Genomic DNA, 19963 nt, shown 5'->3' with positions numbered 1-19963 from the left:
CCGCTGTCCGTACGCCCCAGGGCTCCGGCGCCCTGGGACCCCAGTGTCCAGGGCCCCGGCGCCTCAGTTGGGGCTGGTGGGCTTGCGGGTCAGGTCCGCGGCCGGGAGCGAGGGGAGCTTGCCGATGACGGAGGTCTCGCGCCGCAGCACCTTCAGTTCGTCCGCCAGCCGCGTGGCCGTGTCCGGCGCCTGGAGGAGCCGCTGCTTGGCGGGGGTGTCCAGCACGGTTGCCGCCGCCACCAGGTAGGAGACCACGGACGGATCGTCGGGCAGGTCCTGCTCCTGGCCCGCGGCGAGGGTCCGCTCACGGGCGCCCGCCAGCCGCTTCTGGTAGGCGCGGAAGGCCCGCAGTACCCCGGAGGCCAGCGCTCCGGCGCCGTCGCCCTCCTCTTCGGGCAACTCCTCGATCTCGCCGGTCAGATACGGCCCCGAGGCGTCCACCGACAGCAGCCGGAAGCGGGTGGTGCCGGTGGCCAGCACCTCGTAGCCGCTGGTCCTCGTACGGGCGTCGGCGCTCGCCGTGCCCTCCGGCGGCTCGTCGGCGGCCTCGGGGGTGCCGGTGCGCTCGCGGATGGTGGAGGCGTCGGCAACGCAGCCCACCGTGTAGAACGACTTGATCGGGTCGGGCCCGAATCCGGCGGTGGGATCGCCGCCCGGTGCCGGTGCCGTATCCGGCATGCCGGTGGCGGTGGGTGCCACCTCGCGGCCGTCGCGGATGGCCACGACGCCGAAGCGGCGGGGCGCGTCCTCGGGCAGTTCCAGCAGGTCACGCATGAGCGCGCGGTAGCGCGCCTCGAAGATGTTCAGCGGCAGCACCAGGCCAGGGAACAGCACCGAGTTGAGCGGGAAGAGTGGAAGCGCGGTCGTCACAACCGGTAAGCCTAAAGCCTCCGGGCGCCACCGTGCGGCCCGGTGCGCCTTACTGGCGCCGCAACAGCCGGGTGGCGCCCGCGGCGACGGTGGTGGCGAGGACCCAGCCGAGCAGGATCATGATGGCCGCGACCCACTGGTAGGCCCCCACCGGATTCCACGAGGTGTCCTGGCCGAAGGAGATGACGGGCAGCAGCAGGTCCAGCGCGTACAGCGCCGCGTTCCACTGCGGGGCCTCGTCGCCCTTGAGCGCGGGCGGCCGGTGGGTGTCGAACAGCAGCGAGCCGGTCAGCCACAGCACGGCCATCCACAGCGCGGCCTGCCCGGGGCGGTAGCCGTAGGCGACCGTCCAGTCCTGGATGACGCCCCACAGCTTGCCGGGCAGCGGCAGCGTCTCGCGGCGGCGGCGCTGCTTGGCCAGCAGGACGAGGCGCGCGTTGGTGTCGTCGCCGCTGTTGCGGTACATCGCCGAGAGCTGCTCGTACGGCTCGGGTGCGTACTCCGCCGTCGCCGCCGTGACCCACTGGAGGCGCTCGCGGACGTTGAAGTGGCCCTCCTTGGGGATGGCGTGCTGGTAGGTGAAGCCCGCCATCCACAGCCGGTGGTCGCGCGGCCAGCTCGAAGCGCGGTCCATCAGCTTCTCCACGGAGGCGCCCGAGAGCACCACCAGGCCGCGCTCGGGCAGCTGCGGTGTGAAGGACAGCTCCGGGGTGGTGATACGGCGCAGCGACAGCTCCTGGTCGCGCTGCATGTCCAGCCGGGCGTTCTCGATCACCAGCGAGGAGCCGAACCGGCCGTCGTCCAGCACCATCCCGCCCGTGCACTCGAAGTGCTTGGTGCGGTGGGGGTACCACCCCGTTCTGGCGGCCCCGCCCGGCCGGAGACCGGGGGAGGGGGCGTGGCCTCGGGCACCACCGCCGGGGCCCGCGCCGGCGCGGGCCCCGGCGGTGGTGCCGAAGTCGTAGCGGGTGCCGGCGGGCGGGGTGGTGCCGTAGATCTGGGGGGCGCTGCCGCGCCCGGCGTCGGCGAAGCTGGCGACCTGCTCGACGGTCATCTGCGGCGCGTACAGCGCGTAGCGGCCCCGGGGGTTGCGCAGCACCGTGCCGAACATGTGCAGCGAACTGCCGATCGTCGCGCCGCGCAGGCTCACCTGGCCGTCGGTGACCAGCAAGCTGGCCTGGAGCTCCTGGGAGACGGTGATCCCGTCCGCGGCGATGGCGCTGTGGCGGCGCCCGCTGCCGACCGTCGCCTCGTTGAGCAGCAGGTCCGTGCCGATCGTGGCGTCCGTCAGCTTGATGCCCTCGGGCAGGCTGCACCGGGGGAGGTGAAGGTCGCCCTCGGTGGTCAGCCGCGCGGCCTCCAGCCGGGGCAGGTAGCAGTCGACGAAGCGCGCGGTGTTCACCCGCGCCTCCGGTATCCGCACCTCCTGCTCGAAGCGGCACTGGCGCAGCTCGAAGTAGGGCTCGACCGCGCCGCCGGACAGGTCGAGGCAGCCGGTGACGTAGGCGCCGGTCAGGTGCAGCGAGGCGACGCGGCCCAGTAGCGGGGGCGGGCCGTGCAGCAGCAGGAGCGCGATGATCCGGGCACGTACGGAGCGCTCGGGGCCCCACACGTGGTCGCCGTTCGGGTCGTCCAGCTCGGGCTCCCGGCTGCGCAGATCGTGTTCGCTGCCGTTGCGGAACGCCTGCCACAGGCCCCACTCGGCGGTGGTCAGACGCAAGCCCGAAGGCGGTTCGCCAGTGTCCCCCGGCTCGCTCACGCTTCCTCCCCCTCGGCGCCATGGATGTGCCGGACATGTTCGAACGTGATGGTCGTACCGCTTCCCATTCCCGCTCCGTGACCGGATGAACGCGCGAGGCGACGATCGTCTGGTGTGACCCGTATCAGCCCCTGATACGGGCGCCGGTGCGCCGGGCAGGTCTGAGAGACTTGGGTGTGTGATCTCCCGAATCGATCTGCGTGGTCCCTCCGCCGGCCCCCGGCCGGACGGACACCCCTCCCCTTCCGGCCCGGCATCTCTGCCGACGGCGGCCGGGATCGACCGCGACCTGCTGCCCCGTGCCGAGCTGGACGTCGAGGCCGCCCTGGAGAAGGTGCGGCCCCTGTGCGAGGACGTACGGCATCGTGGCACAGCCGCCGTGATCGAGGCCACGGAGAAGTTCGACGGCGTACGGCAGGAGCGCCTGCGGGTGCCCGCCGAGGCGCTGAGCAGGGCGCTGGAGGAGCTGGACCCCGCCGTACGCGCGGCGCTGGAGGAGTCCATCCGCCGGGCCCGCCTCGTCCACCGCGACCAGCGGCGCACCGACTCGACCGTGCGGGTCGTCCCCGGCGGTACGGTCACCGAGCGCTGGGTGCCCGTCGAGCGGGTCGGCCTCTACGTACCGGGCGGCCGGGCCGTCTACCCGTCCTCCGTGGTGATGAACGTGGTGCCCGCGCAGGAGGCCGGTGTCGAGGGCCTGGCGGTCACCTCCCCGCCGCAGGCCGACTTCGGCAACCTCCCGCACCCCACGATCCTCGCCGCCTGCGCCCTGCTGGGCGTCGATGAGGTCTACGCGGCGGGCGGCGCCCAGGCCGTGGCGATGTTCGCGTACGGCACCGAGGAGTGCGCCCCCGTCCAGCTGGTCACGGGGCCGGGCAACATCTACGTCGCCGCCGCCAAGCGCCTCCTCAAGGGCGTCATCGGCATCGACTCGGAGGCGGGCCCGACCGAGATCGCCGTCCTCGCCGACGACACCGCCGACCCGGCTCACGTGGCCGCCGACCTGATCAGCCAGGCCGAGCACGACGTGGTGGCCGCCGCCGTCCTCGTCACGCCCTCCGAGGCGCTGGCCGAGGCGGTCGAGGCCGAGCTGAAGACGCAGGCGCCCGCCACCAAGCACAGCGAGCGCGTCGCCGAGGCGCTGGGCGGCCGGCAGTCCGGCATCGTGCTGGTCGACTCCCTCGACCACGGCCTCGCCGTCGTCAACGCGTACGCCGCCGAGCACCTGGAGATCCAGACCGCGGACGCCGCCGCCTGGGCGGCCCGGGTGCGCAACGCGGGCGCCGTCTTCGTCGGCCCCTACTCGCCGGTCTCGCTGGGCGACTACGCGGCCGGCTCCAACCACGTGCTGCCCACCGGCGGCTGCGCCTGCCACTCCTCGGGGCTGTCGGTGCAGTCCTTCCTGCGCGGTATCCACGTCGTGGACTACTCGAAGGAAGCGCTGGCCGACGTCACCCACCACGTGGTGGCCCTCGCCGACGCGGAGGACCTGCCCGCGCACGGCGACGCACTGCGCGCGAGGTTCGACTGGAAGGTCCCGGAAGGCTCGTGAGTACCACCAGCACTACCAGCACCCCCGGCACCAGCGCGGGTGCCGTCGTCGGCCTGGACGAGCTGCCCCTCCGCGACGAACTGCGCGGCAAGTCCCCGTACGGCGCGCCCCAGTTGGACGTGCCCGTACGGCTGAACACGAACGAGAACCCCTACCCGCTGCCCGACGCGCTCGTCGCGCGTATCGCGGAGCGGGTGGCCGAGGCCGCGCGCGGGCTCAACCGCTACCCGGACCGGGACGCGGTCGAGCTGCGCACCCGGCTCGCGCACTACCTCTCGGACACGGCCGGGCACCGCGTCGGCCGCGAGCAGGTGTGGGCGGCCAACGGGTCCAACGAGGTGCTCCAGCAGCTCCTCCAGGCGTTCGGCGGTCCAGGCCGCACGGCGCTGGGCTTCGACCCCTCGTACTCGATGCACGCCCTGCTGGCGCGCGGCACCGGCACCGGCTGGATCTCCGGGCCGCGCAACGAGGACTTCACCATCGATGTCGAGGCGGCCCGCGCCGCCATCGCCGAGCACCGCCCCGAGGTGGTGTTCATCTGCTCGCCCAACAACCCCACGGGCACCGCCGTTTCGGAAGAGACCGTGCTGGCGCTGTACGAGGCGGCGCAGGCGGCCCGCTCGGGCCCGGACGAGCACGGCGCGCTGGTGGTCGTCGATGAGGCGTACGGCGAGTTCTCGCACCGCCCCTCGCTGCTGCCGCTCATCGAGGGGCGGCCCGCGCTGGTGCTCTCGCGCACCATGTCCAAGGCGTTCGGCGCCGCGGGGCTGCGGCTGGGCTATCTGGCCGCCGCGCCCGCCGTGGTGGACGCCGTGCAGCTCGTACGGCTGCCCTACCACCTCTCGGCCGTCACCCAGGCCACGGCGCTGGCCGCGCTGGAGCACACCGACACCCTGCTCGGCTATGTCGAGCAGCTCAAGACCGAGCGCGACAGACTGGTGAGCGAGCTGCGGTCCCTCGGCTGCCGGGTCACCGAGTCGGACGCGAACTTCGTCCAGTTCGGCCACTTCGGCGACGCGGCCGGCTCCCACGCGGTGTGGGAGGCGCTGCTGGCGCACGGTGTCCTTGTCCGGGACAACGGAGTGCCCGGCTGGCTGCGGGTGTCGGCGGGGACGCCGGAGGAGAACGACGCCTTCCTCGGCGCGGTGCGAGCCGTGACGAAGGAGCTGAAGGAGAAGAGCGACTGATGACCCGCAAGGGCCGCGTGGAGCGGACCACGAAGGAGACCTCGGTGGTCGTCGAGATCGATCTCGACGGCACCGGCCAGGTCGATGTATCGACCGGAGTGGGCTTCTACGACCACATGCTCGACCAGCTCGGCCGCCACGGCCTGTTCGACCTCACGGTCAAGACCGAGGGCGATCTGCACATCGACAGCCACCACACCATCGAGGACACCTCGCTGGCGCTGGGCGCCGCCTTCAAGCAGGCGCTCGGCGACAAGCGCGGCATCGTACGGTTCGCCAACGCCTCGGTGCCGCTGGATGAGTCACTGGCCCAGGTCACCGTCGATCTGTCGGGCCGCCCGTACCTGGTGCACACCGAGCCCGAGGGGCTGGCGCCGATGATCGGCGCCTACGACACGACGATGACCCGGCACATCCTGGAGTCCTTCGTCGCGCAGGCCCAGGTGGCGCTGCACGTCCACGTGCCCTACGGGCGCAACGCGCACCACGTGGTCGAGTGCCAGTTCAAGGCCCTGGCCCGGGCGCTGCGCTACGCGAGTGAGATCGACCCGAGGCAGACGGGAATCCCGTCCACGAAGGGCGCCCTATGACCGGCCTGTCGGCGATCCTCATATTCGTCGGGCTTTTTCTGGCCGGCGGCGCCGTCTCCTTCTGGAAGCAGAAGCTGCCCACCGGGGTGATCGTGCTGCTCGGCTTCGGCTCGGTGCTGGCGCTGCTGGCCGGGATCCTGCGGCTGGAGTGGTGGTCATGAGCGCCGGGACGGGCAAGAGCGTCGTCGTCTTCGACTACGGCTTCGGAAACGTCCGCTCCGCCGAGCGTGCGCTCGAACGCGCGGGCGCCCAGGTCGAGATCACCCGCGACTACGACAAGGCGATGGCCGCCGACGGGCTGCTGGTGCCCGGCGTCGGCGCGTTCGCGGCCTGTATCGAGGGACTGCGCGCCGCGCGCGGTGACTGGGTGATCGGCCGCCGGCTGGCGGGCGGGCGCCCCGTGCTGGGGATCTGCGTCGGGATGCAGATCCTGTTCTCGCGCGGCATCGAACACGGTGACGAGGCCGAGGGCCTGGACGAGTGGCCCGGCACGGTGGGCCCCCTCAAGGCGGAGGTCGTCCCGCACATGGGCTGGAACACCGTCCAGTCTCCCGACGGCTCGCGGCTCTTCGCGGGTCTGCCCGCCGACGAGCGCTACTACTTCGTGCACTCCTACGCCGTACACGACTGGGAGCTGGAGACGGGCAACTCCGCGATGCGGGCGCCCACCGTGAGCTGGACGACGCACGGGCAGCCGTTCGTCGCCGCAGTGGAGAACGGCCCGCTGTGGGCCACCCAGTTCCACCCCGAGAAGTCCGGCGACGCCGGAGCGCAACTCCTCTCCAACTGGATCGGAACGCTGTGAGCGACGCATGTGCGGCTGCCGGGCCGCAGTTGACAACGAAGCCGGTGCGCTGCCGCGCGGGCGGAGAAGCGAACGAAAGGATGCTGTGAGTGCTGTGAGCGACGCCGCCGACACCAAGCTCGAACTGCTCCCCGCCGTCGATGTGCGCGACGGCCAGGCCGTACGCCTCGTGCACGGCGAGTCCGGCTCCGAGACCTCCTACGGTGACCCGATGGAGGCCGCGCTGGCCTGGCAGCGTGCGGGCGCCGAGTGGCTGCATCTGGTGGACCTGGACGCCGCGTTCGGTACCGGCGACAACCGGCGGCGCATCGCCGAGGTCGCCGACGCCATGGACCTGAAGGTCGAACTGTCCGGCGGCATCCGCGACGATGCCTCGCTGGCCGCCGCGCTCGCCACCGGCTGCACCCGGGTCAACCTGGGCACCGCCGCGCTGGAGACCCCCGAGTGGGTCGCGAAGATCATCGCCGAGCACGGCGACAAGATCGCCGTCGGCCTGGACGTACGCGGCACCACGCTGCGCGGACGCGGCTGGACGCGGGACGGCGGCGACCTGTACGAGACCCTGGCCCGGCTCGACGAGGAGGGCTGCGCCCGCTACGTCGTCACCGACATCGCCAAGGACGGCACTCTCCAGGGCCCCAACCTGGAGCTGCTGCGCAACGTGTGCGCGGCCACCGACCGGCCTGTGGTGGCCAGCGGCGGCGTCTCCTCCCTTGACGATCTGCGGGCGATCGCCACCCTGGTACCGGAGGGCGTCGAGGGCGCCATCGTCGGCAAGGCCCTCTACGCCAAGGCGTTCACCTTGGAAGAGGCGTTGGAGGCGGTGGGCTGATGGCCGGTACCGGTATACACCGGGTTGCGTCCGATGTGCCGTGGGAGGAGACCTACGGGTACTCCCGCGCGGTGGAACTGCCCAACGGCCTGGTGCTGGTGGCGGGCTGCACTTCCGTGGTGGACGGGATCATCACCGAGGGCGGCCCCTACGAGCAGGCGATCAATGCCTTCGGGGTGGCCCTGGAGGCGCTGAAGGGGCTCGGGCTCGGCGCGGACAGCGTGGTGCGTACGCGGATGTACGTCACCCACGCGCGGGACGTGGAGGAGGTCGGCCGCGCCCACAAGGAACTCTTCGACGCGGTCCGCCCGGCCGCGTCCATGATCATCGTTTCCGGCTTCATCGACCCCAGCCTGGTCGTGGAGGTCGAGGTCGAGGCGTACCGGGCCCCCGAGGCTCCCGAAGCCCCAGCGGCCCCCGAAGGAGCGGATACCGCATGACCCTGGCGGTCCGAGTCATTCCCTGCCTGGACGTGGACGGCGGCCGGGTCGTCAAGGGCGTCAACTTCCAGAACCTGCGCGACGCCGGGGATCCGGTGGAGATGGCGAAGGTGTACGACGCGGAGGGCGCCGATGAGCTGACCTTCCTCGACATCACCGCCTCCTCCGGCGACCGCGAGACCACCTACGACGTGGTGCGCCGCACCGCCGAACAGGTCTTCATCCCCCTCACGGTCGGCGGCGGCGTGCGCACCGCCGACGACGTGGACAAGCTGCTGCGCGCGGGCGCCGACAAGGTGGGGGTCAACACGGCCGCCATCGCCAGGCCCGAGCTGATCCGGGAGATCGCCGAACGGTTCGGCAGCCAGGTGCTGGTCCTGTCCGTGGACGCGCGGCGCACGGGCGAGGGCGGTGGCTTCGAGGTCACCACGCACGGCGGACGGCGCGGTACCGGCCTCGACGCGGTCGAATGGGCGCACCGCGCGGCCGAGTTGGGGGCCGGGGAGATTCTGCTCAACTCCATGGACGCGGACGGCACCAAGGACGGCTACGACACGGAGATGATCACCGCAGTGCGCGGACACGTCTCCGTCCCCGTGATCGCCTCGGGCGGCGCGGGCAAGCTCGACCACTTCCCGCCCGCCATCGACGCGGGCGCCGACGCCGTACTCGCCGCCTCCGTCTTCCACTTCGGCGACCTGCGCATCGGCGAGGTGAAGGAAACGCTTCGCGACGCGGGATGCGCGGTGCGCTGATACCCGACCGACGGAATGCCGGGCCCTGGCCGTGCCGGGCCCGGCATTTCTCGTTGTCGTCGAGCCCGGTCTCCTGACCGTTTCTTCACCGACTCCTGGCCGTCTGTTGACCGCTGTCGGGCCCGTGCGGCGCGCGTGCCCGCGGTCTTGCGGGAACGGGCCGGTGCCGGTCGGCCCGGACTCTTCCGAGCCCGATCGCGGGCCGGACGACCTGCGGAATCCCGGTCCGTACGGAGGACTGCCCGCGGCCCGCTCGAAGGGCCGCCCGCACCCCGCGCACGCTCCTCGCGCACCTCCGCTCGCGGCGCGGGAAGAGCGGAATGAAACGCCGGCGCCCGCATTCCGCCCTTTCCGGCGGAGGCCCGACCCGTTCCCACAACCGTTCCGCTCGCGCCTCCCGGAACTTTCAGGAAACCGGATGGTTGACAGGGATGGGGTAGTGGTTGAACTCTTGGTTTGGTCACTCCGGTATGGGGTGATGGGTGATCTCCTGTCGGCTTCCTTCCGTCTTGGACGCGAGATGACGAATCGCGTCGGCAAGGTCGGGGATGGAGGGGTGTGATGAAGGCTTCGCGGCTCCTGAGCGGTGAGCGGGTTGCGGCAAGTCCAGCACCGGATGCCTTTTCCTCGGGTGAGACTCAGTGCCGGCTACGTCGGCTGGAAACGGATCACTGGTCACCAGTCATTACGGCACGGGCCCATATGACAGCGCATTGAAGCTCTTCCGGCGGCATTCGCGTATCACGCTGACTTGATCCGCACGGAAAAACCTTTGGGCGCGCACCATGTGCAGCGCGGACAGTGCAACTTCCAGATTTCCAGGCCTGAACGGAAGGCGCTCACATGCCTGACTCGGTTGACCGACCGCAAGAACACTCTCACGTCAGAGGCGACACAGATGTCGAATTGAGGCGCATGGAGGAGGGTGGGCCTCCGGAGCTCATATCCGGTGACGAGGCACAGCCCGATGCGAACTCGCAAAAGAACTTCTACTGGGATGTGGCCAAGAAAATCACCCTGATGAACACCATGGGGTGGTTGTCCGCTGGCTTCGGGGTGAGAAACGACGATCTCAAGGCAGTCGGCATCGGCGCTCTCTCTGTCCTCTGCGGGGAGAAGTCGGCGGAGGTCTGGCCCAAGGATCGCGTCGCAGGCGTAATAAACCTGGTCGATGCGACTGGTGCCGCTATATGGACAGCCGGGATAGCCGCCCGCAACCCGTACGCGAAAGCAGCAGGTCCGGCTCTTTGTGCTGCGGTGAATCTCGTTTCCGCAGGGGTGCAGTACTACCGGGGCGACAAGAACTGGTCCAGGAAATTGGTCGACGTGGCCAACAGGACCGCATTCTCGATCTCGGAGTACACGGGAAGCCCACCGGTTCGCATGATGGCCTTCGCGAGCGAAACAGTGGGGCACTTCTGGGACGCCAGGCAGGACAAAGGAATGATCCCGCACGGATTCGGTACCAGTGCGTGGGCTCTGGGGGCTGTGCGGAAGTCCGACACGGTCGAATCTGTCGGGGCAGGGTTCGTGGCGTTCGCGGAGACCGGGCGGCTCGCATACGCGGTCAAAAAAAGGTGGGCGGAGACATCCTCGGCCGAAGCGGCTCCGAAACAGTCCGGCAGCGAGCCGGCTCCCGTACCCGGCGGCGACTCCACGGTCGGCCCCGCGCCTGAGGTGAGCCTCCGACTCCCTGCCAACCCGGTCGCGGAAGCGCTCCATTCGGCGGTTCCGACGGCTTCCCGCCCGAAGAACTCGCAGGTGTCCGTGTCGGTGGCGGCGGTGCCCGCGCCGGGGGCGGAGACTCCCGTGCCTGTGGCGGCGGAGGCGTTCACTCCGGCCGCCCCGATGGTTTCCCGGGCGGAGAAGCCGTTGGTGCCTCGTCCGGAGAAGTCAGCGGTATCCCGTCCGGGGACAGTGGTCTCCGGGCCGGTTGCGGCGGTGCCGGTCCCGGCGGCGGGGACTTCCGTACCGATGGCGCCGGAGGTCTTCGATCCGGCCGTATCGGCGGTATCCGGCGCGGTCGCCATCGCGGCACCCCGGCAGTACGCGGCGTCCGCCCCCGCCCGCATGCAGCCGGATTCGGCGCAGGGGGAGCGTAGTGGTATCCCCTCTCGGCCCAGCACCCGCCCGGCCTCAACGCCGGTGCCGGTAAAGGCTGTTCGCACGCGGAGAGCGTAACGGGGGACCCGCTCGAGTCTGAGCTCCAATAACATTCCGCGTCGCTACACGCAAGACCTTGTCACCATGATCAGAGGTAGTAATACTACTTGTGTCGAGGCTGGCACCAGGGCGCATTGAACTCCCGTGCAACAGTCCTGTATTCGGGCTTGGTTGGTTCCCGATCGCAGTCCGCGACGACGCTCACTGTCTGATCCACTCCGACGCCTGCCCTCGGCCGACAACGCCAGATTTCGGTTCCTGTGTCCCAGGAACCCTGCCGGAGGTGAGCATGGACTGGGAATGGGCCGACGAAACAGCCACGGTCGATGAGGAGCATTTCCTCCGCATGGCAATGCGCTGGCATTTCTCGGAGGAAACCGGTTCGAAATTCTGGCTGGACAGGGCCGCCTCGTTGGGCTTCGACCCGGTGCGCGACATACGCACCCACGCAGACCTGGCCCAATTCCCCAACGTCGTCAACGAACTTCGCGGCGTACCGATCGGCGACCTCGTACCGCGCGGCTATGGGGAACGCGCGGAGGTGATCGCGGCGTTCGACAGCGGAGGCACCACCGGGGCCCCGAAGCGGGTCCTGCTCTTCCCGGACTGGCTGGAGCGGTCGCTGGCCTGGAAATCGGACCGGCTGGACGCGGCCGGGTTTCCCACCGACGTCAACTGGCTGCTGGTGGCACCCACCGGGCCGCACATATTCGGCCGTCTGATGACCGACCTCACGCGCATACGAGGGGGCGTCCCGTTCACGGTGGACCTGGATCCGCGGTGGGTACGCACCTGCCTGCGCGAAGGCCGCCAGGAAGAGGCCGACCGGTACGCGGAGCACATTGTCGATCAGGTCGAGACGATCCTGGAGAGCCAGCGGATCGGCGTACTGGTGGCGACCCCGCCGCTGTTGGAGAGAATGGCGGCCCGGGACGCGCTCGTCGAGAACATCGGCAAGAATGTGGGCGCCATCATGTGGGGCGGCGCCCACCTGGATCCCGATACGCGATTCCTGCTCCAGCAGGACGTTTTCCCCGGCGTCCAGCTCTTCGGCCAGTACGGCAGCACCATGATTCTGGGCGGGAGCATGGAACGCGCGAACCATCCCGACCCGCGTTCCTGCGTATTCGACTCCTTCTCTCCCTACACGACTTTCTCGGTGGTCGATCCCGCCACCGGTCAGAACGTGGCGGAGGGGCAGCGCGGGCAGGTGGTGATGCACCACATCAGCAAGGCGATGCTGCTGCCCAATAATCTGGAACGGGACTCCGCGACCAGCGTCGCGGCCCCGGCGGGAGCCTTGGGTGCGTCGGTGGCCGACGTGGCCCCCGTGGCGGCCTTCGAGGACTCCACCGTCATCGAGGGGGTCTACTGATGGCCGAGCCGAGGGTGGACGCGCCGCAGACAGGCGCGCCGCGGATGGACGCGCCGCGCCGGTTGGACGCCCTTGGCGCCTCCGGCCCCTTCTCGTCCGTCAACCGCCACCAGGTCACCGCGGTGGACGGCTCCATGCTGGCCGAACTGAGCCTCGTACCAAGGTTGTTCGTCACCAGGAGCATGGCTGCTCTGCGCCGGGCCGCACCGATGCCCACCGAGCGGCGTGTGGCCGCCCTCGCGCGGGCCGGTGAGCTGTTCCTCGGCGACCTCGACGGCGTCCCACTGGCCGAGCACGAGCGGCAGGTGTCCCGGGCCTCCGGGGTCGCGGCCCCGGTCGTGCGGGCCGCCTCCCGCGCGCTGGCGCACAGCGCACGCTCGGCCGCCGCCAGCGTGTCGGCCGCGCGGCCCGGGGGTGCGGTCACCGCATGGCACCGGATCGCATCGGAAGGCGCGGTGTGGGCGCGGCGCGGCGAGGTGTTCGCCGTCCACGCGCCCGCGAACCACCCCGGGACGCACACGGTGTGGCTGGAGGCCCTCGCGCTCGGCTACCGGGTGGCCGTACGGCCCTCCAGCCGCGAGCCGTTCACCCCGCACCGCCTGGTGAGCGCCCTGCGCGCGGCGGGCTTCGGCACCGACCAGGTCGTCCTGCTGCCCACCGAACACGCGCTGGCCGACGACCTGATCCGCGCCGCCGACCTGTCGTTGGTGTACGGCGGCGACCAGATGGCCCGGCGCTACGCGTCCCGCTCGGACGTCCTGGTCCAGGGCCCCGGCCGCTCCAAGATCCTGCTCGCCGACGGAGCGCCCGAGGACCACCTGTCCATGGTGGTGGACTCGGTCGCCGGGCACGGCGGCACCGCGTGCGTCAACGCGTCCGCCGTCTTCGTCCAGGGCACCCGGGCCGACAGCGACGCCTTCGCCCGGCGCCTCGCCGCGGAACTGGCGACGCTCCCTCCGCTGCCGCCGGAGGACGAGAGCGCCGTGCTGCCGGTGCTGCCGCTCGCCAGGGCCAAGGAACTGGCCGCGCACCTGCTTGCCAAGGCCGGTGACGGCGAACTGCTCTCCGGCCGCGATCTCGTCCACGAACTCCCGGACGGCGGCGCCGTGTTGCGTCCCGCCGTCATCCGGCTGAACGCCATCGACACCGAGCGGACGCAGACGGAGATGCCGTTCCCCTGCGTGTGGGTGGCCCCGTGGTCCCCGTCCTCCGACGGCCTCGGCCCGCTCCGTGACACCCTCACCCTGACGGTGGTCACGGGGGAGGAGTCGCTCGTCTCCGAACTGGTCGAGGAGCCGTCGATCTCGAACGTGCACGTCGGCGACCGCCCGACCCACCACATGGCCCCCGGCCTGCCGCACGACGGGCATCTGGCGGAGTTCCTGATGCGCAGCAAGACGGTGCTGCGCGGAGGTGCCGGCGGCGTCGCGTAGGTGCCGGCGGCACGCGGGGCCGGCGTCGCGCGGGGCCGGCGGGGGAAGGGAAGGCGCCTCTTCGGGCAGGTCCAAGCTTCCTGTACGGGCGGGCGTGGACGCGCGCGCCGAGGGGCCGGTGGCGCTGACCAACCACGCGGTGACGTGGCTGCGGAAGAACCGGGCGCCGCTGCCGGGTGTCTCGATGCCGGCCCGGCAGCTGTCGGAGGCCCGTACAGCGGCCGAGCGGCGCCTGTACGAGGCGGTGGCCAGGGCGACCGTCCGGGCGGATACGGCGCTCGCGCCGGCCTTGGCGGAGCTGCTGGTGGTGCCGGAGTGCGGGCCGCCGGGCCGCTGCACCCGCTGGTGAAGACGGTCGGGAGTACGCGGTGTCCGGGCCCTGTGACGACCTGCTGCCGGTGGACCGCTTCGCCCTCACTCCCACCCTCGCCCGCGCCCGCCGCGCCTGACCCGTCGGCGGGGCCGGTCCTCCGCGTTGACTTCGAGCGCGCTCCAAGTCCTAGCGTGGGAGGCGTTCTTCAGGGCTCAACATACCGCCCGGTCCGCCGGGCAGGAGGAGTATCCGCGCATGATCACCAGAAGCACGCTCGGCTCGCCCGGTCTCACCGTCAGCGCGATGGGCCTGGGGTGCATGGGGATGAGCGAGAGCTACGGCGCCGCCGACTGGGACGGTGGCCTGGCCACCATCGGCCGGGCCCTGGAGCTGGGCATCACGTTCCTGGACACTTCCGACTCCTACGGCACCGGGCACAACGAGGTGCTGGTGGGCCGTGCCGTCCACGGCCGCCGGGACCAGGTGCAGCTGGCCACCAAGTTCGGCATCGACCGCAGCGCCGGTGACCGGGCACGCCGCATCCGCGGTGCCCGCGACTACGTGCTGCGCTCCTGCGACGCCTCGCTGCTGCGGCTGGGCGTCGAGGCGATCGACCTGTACTACGCCCACCGCCCGCCCCAGGATGTGGAGATCGAGGAGACCGTCGGGGCGATGGCCGAGCTGGTCGAGGCGGGCAAGGTCCGCCATCTGGGGCTGTCCGAGGTCGATGGCGGGCTGCTGCGCCGGGCGCACGCGGTGCACCCGATCGCCGCGGTGCAGAGCGAGTACTCGCTGTGGACCCGCGACGTCGAGGCGGTCACGCCGGTGATGGCCGAGCTGGGGGTCGGGCTGGTGCCGTACTCGCCGCTGGGGCGGGGGTTCCTGACCGGCACCCTGGATCGCTCCACGCTGGGCGAGAAGGACTTCCGGCGCACCAACCCCCGCTTCGCCGGTGAGGCGGGCGAGGCCAACGAGAAGATCGCGCAGACCGTGCGCGAGGTGGCCGCCCGGCTGGGTGCCACCCCGGCCCAGGTGGCGCTGGCCTGGGTGTACGCCCAGGCCGAGCGGCTCGGGGTGGCGGTGGCGACCATTCCGGGAACCCGCAGCCCGGCCCGGCTGGAGCAGAACGCCGCCGCGCTGGAACTCGCCCTGGACGACGAGGCGCTGGCCGCGCTGGACCCGCTGAGCGACCAGGTGAGGGGCGAGCGCTACACCCCCGCGCACACCGCTGAGGTCGCTCGGGGTTAGCCGGCGGGCTCGACGCGCGCACCACATCCAGCTCGACGACGTCGTTGACGTCGCGCCCACCGGTCACCTCGCCGGTCACGGCCCGGCCGGGGTCGGGCCGGCGGCGCCCCGTCCCGCTCGACGGCCAGGATCGCGCCCCGGTTGCCGGAGCCCGGGGCGATCTCACCGTAGGAGACCAGCGCCCGGTACCCGTCCGCGCCCACCGCGAGTACGCCGACGCTCAGCTATGTCTCGTCAACCGGTCGTTTGACGACAGACAGGGTTGGATCCTCCGTACGGAAGGGGCCCTTCGGTGGCGAACCTGTTCCACAAGCGGGTCTCGACCGACCAGCGGTCGGCCCGGACGGGGTCTGCGCCCTCGCGCCGCAGCGCGGTCATGCGCTTGCTGAACTGACGCGGGCTCAGCCTCGGGAGAACGGGGCCGTCCAGGACCTTTCGCGATCGCGGTCCGAATACCATGTGAATGTCTACCGATCAAGGCTGCGCTACAAGTGCGGTCTACCTTCTCCTTTTCAGGGTGATGCAAATGACCGATTGGGAAGCATTTCGACTGCCCTCCGGCGTGGAGGACAGCGATACCGGGGGGCGCTCCGGCCAGGGTTTCACCGAAAGACCGGGCCATTCTGTCGCCATCCTCGATCCGGCCCCGGCCGATGGGCTCGGCCTGCGCCCCGTGCTTCACCGGCAGCGGTTCGATTCCACCGTGGTCAGCCACCGGATAGCCGGGCTGGATGGTCTGGGGTATTCACACGCGGAGGGGTCCACGACAGTACCGGCTTCAGTGTCCAAATGTGTTGCCAGGGCGCGAAATCGACTGAATGCAATAGGTCAGCTTCTGGGCGGGAACAGTGTGCAGCCCGGGGACAGTGCCTTCTATCACTACACGCTCAAGTCGGGTCAACCCAACATCCAGCCCTTTGCCGAGGCAAGGTTCCCTCGTCGTGATCACCACCTGCACCTCAAGGGAACCGCCAACCTGCCTCAGAGGATGACCGAAGTGGACCAGGTCAACCTGGTGACCGGACTTTGCCTGTTCAGTGCGGCAGCAGCGGTCATCGAGCTCGATCACGGACGGCAGCCGATCGTCCGATTGGACGGAGTAAACCATTGCACCCAAAAAGTGTGCGACATCGTTGTCAACGACGAGATTTCCCTTTATGAACACGAGGCCATCACGCGACTTACCGGCGCGGTCAGCGATCTGGCCAGTGCGATGCCCGATTCTGTGCCGATATCGATAACCATCGACATTCCCCGCGTGCAGTATTATTTCTATCCACTGGAGTGGATGCGGCATGGACTCATCACCCCACGGCTGGTGTTGAAATGGTTTGACCACGTGGACGAGCGTCATGAGCGCATCGCCGATCTCAGCCGCGCGCGGATCCTCGTTGACGGTGCCATATCGTCGCCGACCGTGCGACACTCGGCCGGGCTCGGAGAGTTGGCCGGCTTTATCCGTTCCGCCGTGGCATCGGGCCGCGTTCCCGACCTTACCGAATTGGTGTCGTTGATCGCGTCCGGCAACGATCCGGTGTGGACGCTGGTGCTCGGGGTGACACGTCCCCGCGATCTGCTGGAACTCGCGGGGTTGTCCTACTTGGTCGAGGAACTGCGAGCAGGGCACTCCTCCTCCGCCATGGCAGGATTCCGCCACTTGGGAATCATGGTGGAGAACTATTCCGAGCGGGTCCTGTTCGAGCGCGCGAACAAGGTGGCCAAGCACATTCAGCAGCAGCACCCAGAACTGAGCTTTCCCATGGTCGGGCTGTACCCGCTCCAGAGGTTCTTCATCAAGAACACGATCAGTCCGCTGGGAACCTACCAACATGCCCCGGACCGCATCGTGGCCGATGCCCGGCAGAAATCAATAGACTTGTTCGACGTGGTGAACGAACTCTACGAACCACGGCGGAACCACCGGGAGTTCCTCCGTGGGGATCCGTCGCTCGCGTAGAGCATGCGGGTTGATGGGCGATCAGGTCGCCCGTGATGCTTGACGGTTGGTTTCTGCGTACCGGCGCCGCTCCTTCGGGCTGACTCCCCGTGCCTCTGCCCGAACACCTCGGGCAGAGGCACGGCCGTTCCCAGAAAGACTTGGCGTGGCTTCTCCAGAGTTGCCGTCGCAGGCTTCCAGCACGCTGTCAGCGACGACCAAGACTCTTCCGGCGGAATGGCAGGCCGTGAACGCGTCCTCGTCGCCCTGTTCCGTCCCGTCCTCGACGAGCCGGGACGACACCCCCGGGGCGGGGCCTCCTCTTCAACGCCTTTTTGGACTCGCGGGGGCTTGTCCCTGGCCGTATCGAGCCGGACCACCGTAGCTCTGCGGCCTCTGCCCGGGAGGATGCGAGAGGGGCTGCCAGCCGCCGGGCCAGGCCCTGACCGTCGCGGCTGCCTGACCGGGCTGGTTCATACCGGGGGTTCGGGAATCGGGTAAGGAAGGGCGTGGGTCCTGCCGTCGGAGGCGGCGACCTCGCGCACTGGCCGCCGGTATCGCTGTAGGAGGACTTGAGCCTGCGCGGAGCCTCGGACGTCAGGGGGTCTTTTCGTCACTGGCTCAACCGGTGACGAATTCCGCGGGGGCGGCCGGGTCCGGAGTGGGGGGAGATTGGCGCTGCGGTGGACGAGAGGAGTTCCTCGGCGCTGTCGACGCAGGGGCGGTGGATCGGATCTCCGCATCCTTGCGCGTCACTCTGGATCTCACCGACATCCGCGATGCCGAACTGCTCCTCTGCCTCGTTCATGCCAAAGCCTCGGTCCTGGACCTCGGTGCAGGTCAAGTGACCGGGGCCGGGCGGGCGGCGGCCACATGGCGCCGTCCCACTCCGCACGTCTGAGTGCGACGCGCACGTCTGCGTACGACGCGATGCGCGCCTCGGCGCACGGCTCAGGCCGCGCGAACCTCGGCGAGCGCTTGCCGTGCCAGCGCGCCGAAGCCCTCACTGCTGTCGGTGCCGATCCACTTGTCGTAGGCCCTCTCCCAGGCGAGTGCGCCCAGTTTCGCGGCCACGCGCGCGGTCAGGTCCGGGACTCCGCGGCGGTCGAGGGCCTCGATCATCGAGGCGGTGAGGTCGATTCTTTTCAGGGCTTCGCGTTCACGCAGTTCCGCGTGGGCGTTCAGCACGGCCTGGCGCCGAGCGCTGAACTCGCGGCGTTCGACGGTGAAGAACGTCCGGCCGAGTGCGTCGAGGGCCTCCGCCACCGCGTCGAGCGGCCCGGTCTCCGGCGGCGCCGAGGTGATCGCCTCGACGAGCAGATCGGCCACCGTGCGCCTGCCGAAGAGCACTTCGCGCTTGTCCGGGAAGTGCCGGAAGAACGTGCTCTTGGTGAGCCCCGCGCGCTCCGCGATCTGGATCACGGTCGTGTTCTCGTAGCCGTGCTCCTCGAAGAGGCCGAGCGCGGCGGCGGCGAGTCGTCCTGGTGCGTCGGGTTGCCAGCGAGCCATGGAAGCAGTGTACGGGACTTCGTCCCATCACTTGACGTAGAGTCGATGCGACCAAGTCCTGTCACTGGCCGAGAGAGGTCCCGATGAGCAGAGCTGTCCGTTACCGGCGATTCGGCGGTCCCGAAGTGCTCGAAGTAGAGGAGATACCCGAGCCGCACGCCGCACCGGACGAGGTGCGCGTCCGGGTCACGGCCGCCGGGCTGAATCCGATGGACTGGCAGATCACCACGCAGCCCGACATGGCGGCGCGGTTCGGCATCACCTTGCCCGCCGGGTTCGGCAGTGACTTCGCCGGAGTGGTGGACGAGGTGGGCGCCGAAGCCACCGGATTCGCGGTCGGCGACCGGGTGTTCGGGGCCGCGATCGGCCGGTCCGTCGCCGATTTCGTGCTGGTCAAGAAGCCCGCGGCGAACCTGTGGCCCACCCCGGAGGGCGTCGGCGACGAGGTGGCGGGCACGCTTCCGGTGTCCGGCCTGACGGCCTCCGCCGCGCTCGCCACGATCGGGCTCCGCACCGGGGACACCGTCCTGATCGGCGGGGCGGCGGGCGGCGTGGGCATCTTCGCCGTGCAACTGGCGAAGCTCGCGGGTGCCCGGGTGCTCGGCACCGCCTCGGAGCGCACGTCCGGATTCCTGCGCGGGCTCGGCGCCGAACCCGTGGCGTACGGTCCCGGCCTGGCGGACCGGGTGCGGGCCCTGGCACCCGAGGGGATCACCGCCGCGGCAGACCTGTTCGGAAGGGAAGCGGCCGAGGCCGCCCTCAAGCTCGGGGTGGCACCCGAGCGGATCACCGTCGTGGCCGACGGTCCCGCCCCGCCCCCCGGTGTGCGCAAGGCGGGCGCCCTTGACGCGAGCCCGGGTTCCCTGGAACGGATCGCCGACGCGATCCACTCCGGCGAGATCACGGTGCCGATCGCGGCGACCTTCCCGGCCGAGCGGATTCGCGAAGCCGTGACCACGCAGGCCGAGAGGCATGTTCACGGCAAAATCGTGATCGCGCTGTGAACCGGCCCGGGGTGGCGACCAGGGCCAGGGCGCCTGTCGCGGCGTGATCGTTCCGCGGACCGAGGCCGCCGGCCTCCGGAAGAGGGGGAACTCCAGTCGGCCGTGCCCCGCCGCGACGCCTGCTGCGACACGGCCGCGCATGGCCGCACATGCCCGCACACGCCCCCGCGCGACTACGCGGAGGGCCCAAAG

General features: G+C 70.4%; 18 protein-coding genes and 1 pseudogene. 15 read left to right on the top strand and 4 right to left on the bottom strand.

The genetic code is table 11. From position 1 onward, the window contains the following. Positions 1 to 63: 63 nt before the first annotated feature. Positions 64 to 870 carry an LON peptidase substrate-binding domain-containing protein gene (locus tag ABD339_RS05430; protein ID WP_344562706.1) on the bottom strand — a complete coding sequence of 269 codons (807 nt, stop codon included), beginning with the start codon at positions 868 to 870 and terminating at the stop codon, positions 64 to 66. Positions 871 to 919: 49 nt separating this feature from the next. Beyond that, entirely contained in the window at positions 920 to 2629 is a 1710-nt protein-coding gene (locus ABD339_RS05425) for an oxidoreductase (protein WP_344562704.1), read from the bottom strand. Positions 2630 to 2807: 178 nt separating this feature from the next. Between ABD339_RS05425 and hisD the strand changes: the two genes are divergently transcribed. The 13 genes from hisD to ABD339_RS05360 all read left to right on the top strand — a co-directional run bounded on the left by hisD (position 2808) and on the right by ABD339_RS05360 (position 15322). Beyond that, the gene (gene hisD / locus ABD339_RS05420) at positions 2808 to 4181 is read left to right on the top strand and encodes a histidinol dehydrogenase (RefSeq protein ID WP_425575890.1); all 1374 of its coding nucleotides are present in this window, start codon (positions 2808 to 2810) and stop codon (positions 4179 to 4181) included. Beyond that, positions 4178 to 5368, top strand: coding sequence for a histidinol-phosphate transaminase (locus ABD339_RS05415; RefSeq protein ID WP_344562702.1), 1191 nt, complete (start codon positions 4178 to 4180; stop codon positions 5366 to 5368). The genes hisD and ABD339_RS05415 overlap by 4 nt, the downstream gene beginning before the upstream one ends. Further along, positions 5368 to 5958 (top strand): imidazoleglycerol-phosphate dehydratase HisB, encoded by a 591-nt coding sequence (gene hisB / locus ABD339_RS05410; RefSeq protein ID WP_344562700.1) that lies wholly within the window; start codon positions 5368 to 5370, stop codon positions 5956 to 5958. Before ABD339_RS05415 ends, hisB begins: the two co-directional genes overlap by 1 nt. Beyond that, on the top strand, positions 5955 to 6119 hold the full coding sequence (locus ABD339_RS05405) for a hypothetical protein (protein WP_344562698.1): 165 nt from the start codon (positions 5955 to 5957) through the stop codon (positions 6117 to 6119). Before hisB ends, ABD339_RS05405 begins: the two co-directional genes overlap by 4 nt. Next, on the top strand, positions 6116 to 6763 hold the full coding sequence (hisH, locus tag ABD339_RS05400) for an imidazole glycerol phosphate synthase subunit HisH (protein WP_344562696.1): 648 nt from the start codon (positions 6116 to 6118) through the stop codon (positions 6761 to 6763). Before ABD339_RS05405 ends, hisH begins: the two co-directional genes overlap by 4 nt. 85 nt (positions 6764 to 6848) lie before the next feature. After that, a complete protein-coding gene (gene priA, locus ABD339_RS05395) occupies positions 6849 to 7595 on the top strand; it encodes a bifunctional 1-(5-phosphoribosyl)-5-((5-phosphoribosylamino)methylideneamino)imidazole-4-carboxamide isomerase/phosphoribosylanthranilate isomerase PriA (RefSeq protein ID WP_425575889.1) in 747 nt (248 codons plus the stop codon). Continuing rightward, complete coding sequence (locus ABD339_RS05390; protein WP_344562691.1) at positions 7595 to 8035, top strand: Rid family hydrolase; 441 nt, start codon at positions 7595 to 7597, stop codon at positions 8033 to 8035. The genes priA and ABD339_RS05390 overlap by 1 nt, the downstream gene beginning before the upstream one ends. Continuing rightward, on the top strand, positions 8032 to 8790 hold the full coding sequence (gene hisF / locus ABD339_RS05385) for an imidazole glycerol phosphate synthase subunit HisF (RefSeq protein ID WP_344562689.1): 759 nt from the start codon (positions 8032 to 8034) through the stop codon (positions 8788 to 8790). The genes ABD339_RS05390 and hisF overlap by 4 nt, the downstream gene beginning before the upstream one ends. 843 nt (positions 8791 to 9633) lie before the next feature. Beyond that, positions 9634 to 10971 (top strand): hypothetical protein, encoded by a 1338-nt coding sequence (locus ABD339_RS05380; RefSeq protein WP_344562687.1) that lies wholly within the window; start codon positions 9634 to 9636, stop codon positions 10969 to 10971. Between the two features lie 271 nt (positions 10972 to 11242). Further along, positions 11243 to 12328, top strand: coding sequence for a phenazine antibiotic biosynthesis protein (locus ABD339_RS05375; RefSeq protein WP_344563069.1), 1086 nt, complete (start codon positions 11243 to 11245; stop codon positions 12326 to 12328). Then, positions 12328 to 13761, top strand: coding sequence for an aldehyde dehydrogenase family protein (locus tag ABD339_RS05370; protein WP_344562685.1), 1434 nt, complete (start codon positions 12328 to 12330; stop codon positions 13759 to 13761). The genes ABD339_RS05375 and ABD339_RS05370 overlap by 1 nt, the downstream gene beginning before the upstream one ends. A 94-nt stretch (positions 13762 to 13855) precedes the next feature. After that, positions 13856 to 14110, top strand: coding sequence for a hypothetical protein (locus tag ABD339_RS05365; RefSeq protein WP_425575888.1), 255 nt, complete (start codon positions 13856 to 13858; stop codon positions 14108 to 14110). A gap of 219 nt (positions 14111 to 14329) precedes the next feature. After that, the gene (locus tag ABD339_RS05360; protein WP_344562683.1) at positions 14330 to 15322 is read left to right on the top strand and encodes an aldo/keto reductase; all 993 of its coding nucleotides are present in this window, start codon (positions 14330 to 14332) and stop codon (positions 15320 to 15322) included. A gap of 321 nt (positions 15323 to 15643) precedes the next feature. Here ABD339_RS05360 and ABD339_RS05355 read toward each other — a convergent pair. After that, positions 15644 to 15759, bottom strand: a pseudogene (locus tag ABD339_RS05355) (IS5/IS1182 family transposase); the annotation flags it as partial. A gap of 89 nt (positions 15760 to 15848) precedes the next feature. Between ABD339_RS05355 and ABD339_RS05350 the strand changes: the two are divergent. After that, complete coding sequence (locus tag ABD339_RS05350; RefSeq protein WP_344562681.1) at positions 15849 to 17279, top strand: hypothetical protein; 1431 nt, start codon at positions 15849 to 15851, stop codon at positions 17277 to 17279. A 930-nt stretch (positions 17280 to 18209) separates the two neighbouring features. Here ABD339_RS05350 and ABD339_RS05345 read toward each other — a convergent pair. Continuing rightward, the gene (locus ABD339_RS05345) at positions 18210 to 18767 is read right to left on the bottom strand and encodes a TetR/AcrR family transcriptional regulator (protein WP_344562679.1); all 558 of its coding nucleotides are present in this window, start codon (positions 18765 to 18767) and stop codon (positions 18210 to 18212) included. 83 nt (positions 18768 to 18850) lie between these two features. Between ABD339_RS05345 and ABD339_RS05340 the strand changes: the two genes are divergently transcribed. Further along, positions 18851 to 19771, top strand: a complete 921-nt coding sequence (locus ABD339_RS05340; protein WP_344562677.1) for an NADP-dependent oxidoreductase — start codon at positions 18851 to 18853, stop codon at positions 19769 to 19771. Positions 19772 to 19963 lie beyond the last annotated feature (192 nt).

Source organism: Streptomyces axinellae (assembly GCF_039532135.1).
GTDB lineage: Bacteria > Actinomycetota > Actinomycetes > Streptomycetales > Streptomycetaceae > Streptomyces > Streptomyces axinellae.
The sequence above is the reverse complement of the archived record's forward strand: the minus strand, read 5'-3'. Positions and strand labels throughout refer to the sequence as shown.

What these genes read in the sequence shown, in the direction of transcription:
- ABD339_RS05375 (WP_344563069.1), top strand. Translation starts at nt 11,243, where the DNA reads ATGGACTGGGAATGGGCCGACGAAACAGCCACGGTCGATGAGGAGCAT.
- ABD339_RS05360 (WP_344562683.1), top strand. Translation starts at nt 14,330, where the DNA reads ATGATCACCAGAAGCACGCTCGGCTCGCCCGGTCTCACCGTCAGCGCG.
- ABD339_RS05345 (WP_344562679.1), bottom strand. Translation starts at nt 18,767, where the DNA reads ATGGCTCGCTGGCAACCCGACGCACCAGGACGACTCGCCGCCGCCGCG.
- ABD339_RS05390 (WP_344562691.1), top strand. Translation starts at nt 7,595, where the DNA reads ATGGCCGGTACCGGTATACACCGGGTTGCGTCCGATGTGCCGTGGGAG.
- ABD339_RS05350 (WP_344562681.1), top strand. Translation starts at nt 15,849, where the DNA reads ATGACCGATTGGGAAGCATTTCGACTGCCCTCCGGCGTGGAGGACAGC.
- hisF (WP_344562689.1), top strand. Translation starts at nt 8,032, where the DNA reads ATGACCCTGGCGGTCCGAGTCATTCCCTGCCTGGACGTGGACGGCGGC.
- ABD339_RS05370 (WP_344562685.1), top strand. Translation starts at nt 12,328, where the DNA reads ATGGCCGAGCCGAGGGTGGACGCGCCGCAGACAGGCGCGCCGCGGATG.
- hisB (WP_344562700.1), top strand. Translation starts at nt 5,368, where the DNA reads ATGACCCGCAAGGGCCGCGTGGAGCGGACCACGAAGGAGACCTCGGTG.
- ABD339_RS05405 (WP_344562698.1), top strand. Translation starts at nt 5,955, where the DNA reads ATGACCGGCCTGTCGGCGATCCTCATATTCGTCGGGCTTTTTCTGGCC.
- hisH (WP_344562696.1), top strand. Translation starts at nt 6,116, where the DNA reads ATGAGCGCCGGGACGGGCAAGAGCGTCGTCGTCTTCGACTACGGCTTC.
- ABD339_RS05380 (WP_344562687.1), top strand. Translation starts at nt 9,634, where the DNA reads ATGCCTGACTCGGTTGACCGACCGCAAGAACACTCTCACGTCAGAGGC.
- ABD339_RS05340 (WP_344562677.1), top strand. Translation starts at nt 18,851, where the DNA reads ATGAGCAGAGCTGTCCGTTACCGGCGATTCGGCGGTCCCGAAGTGCTC.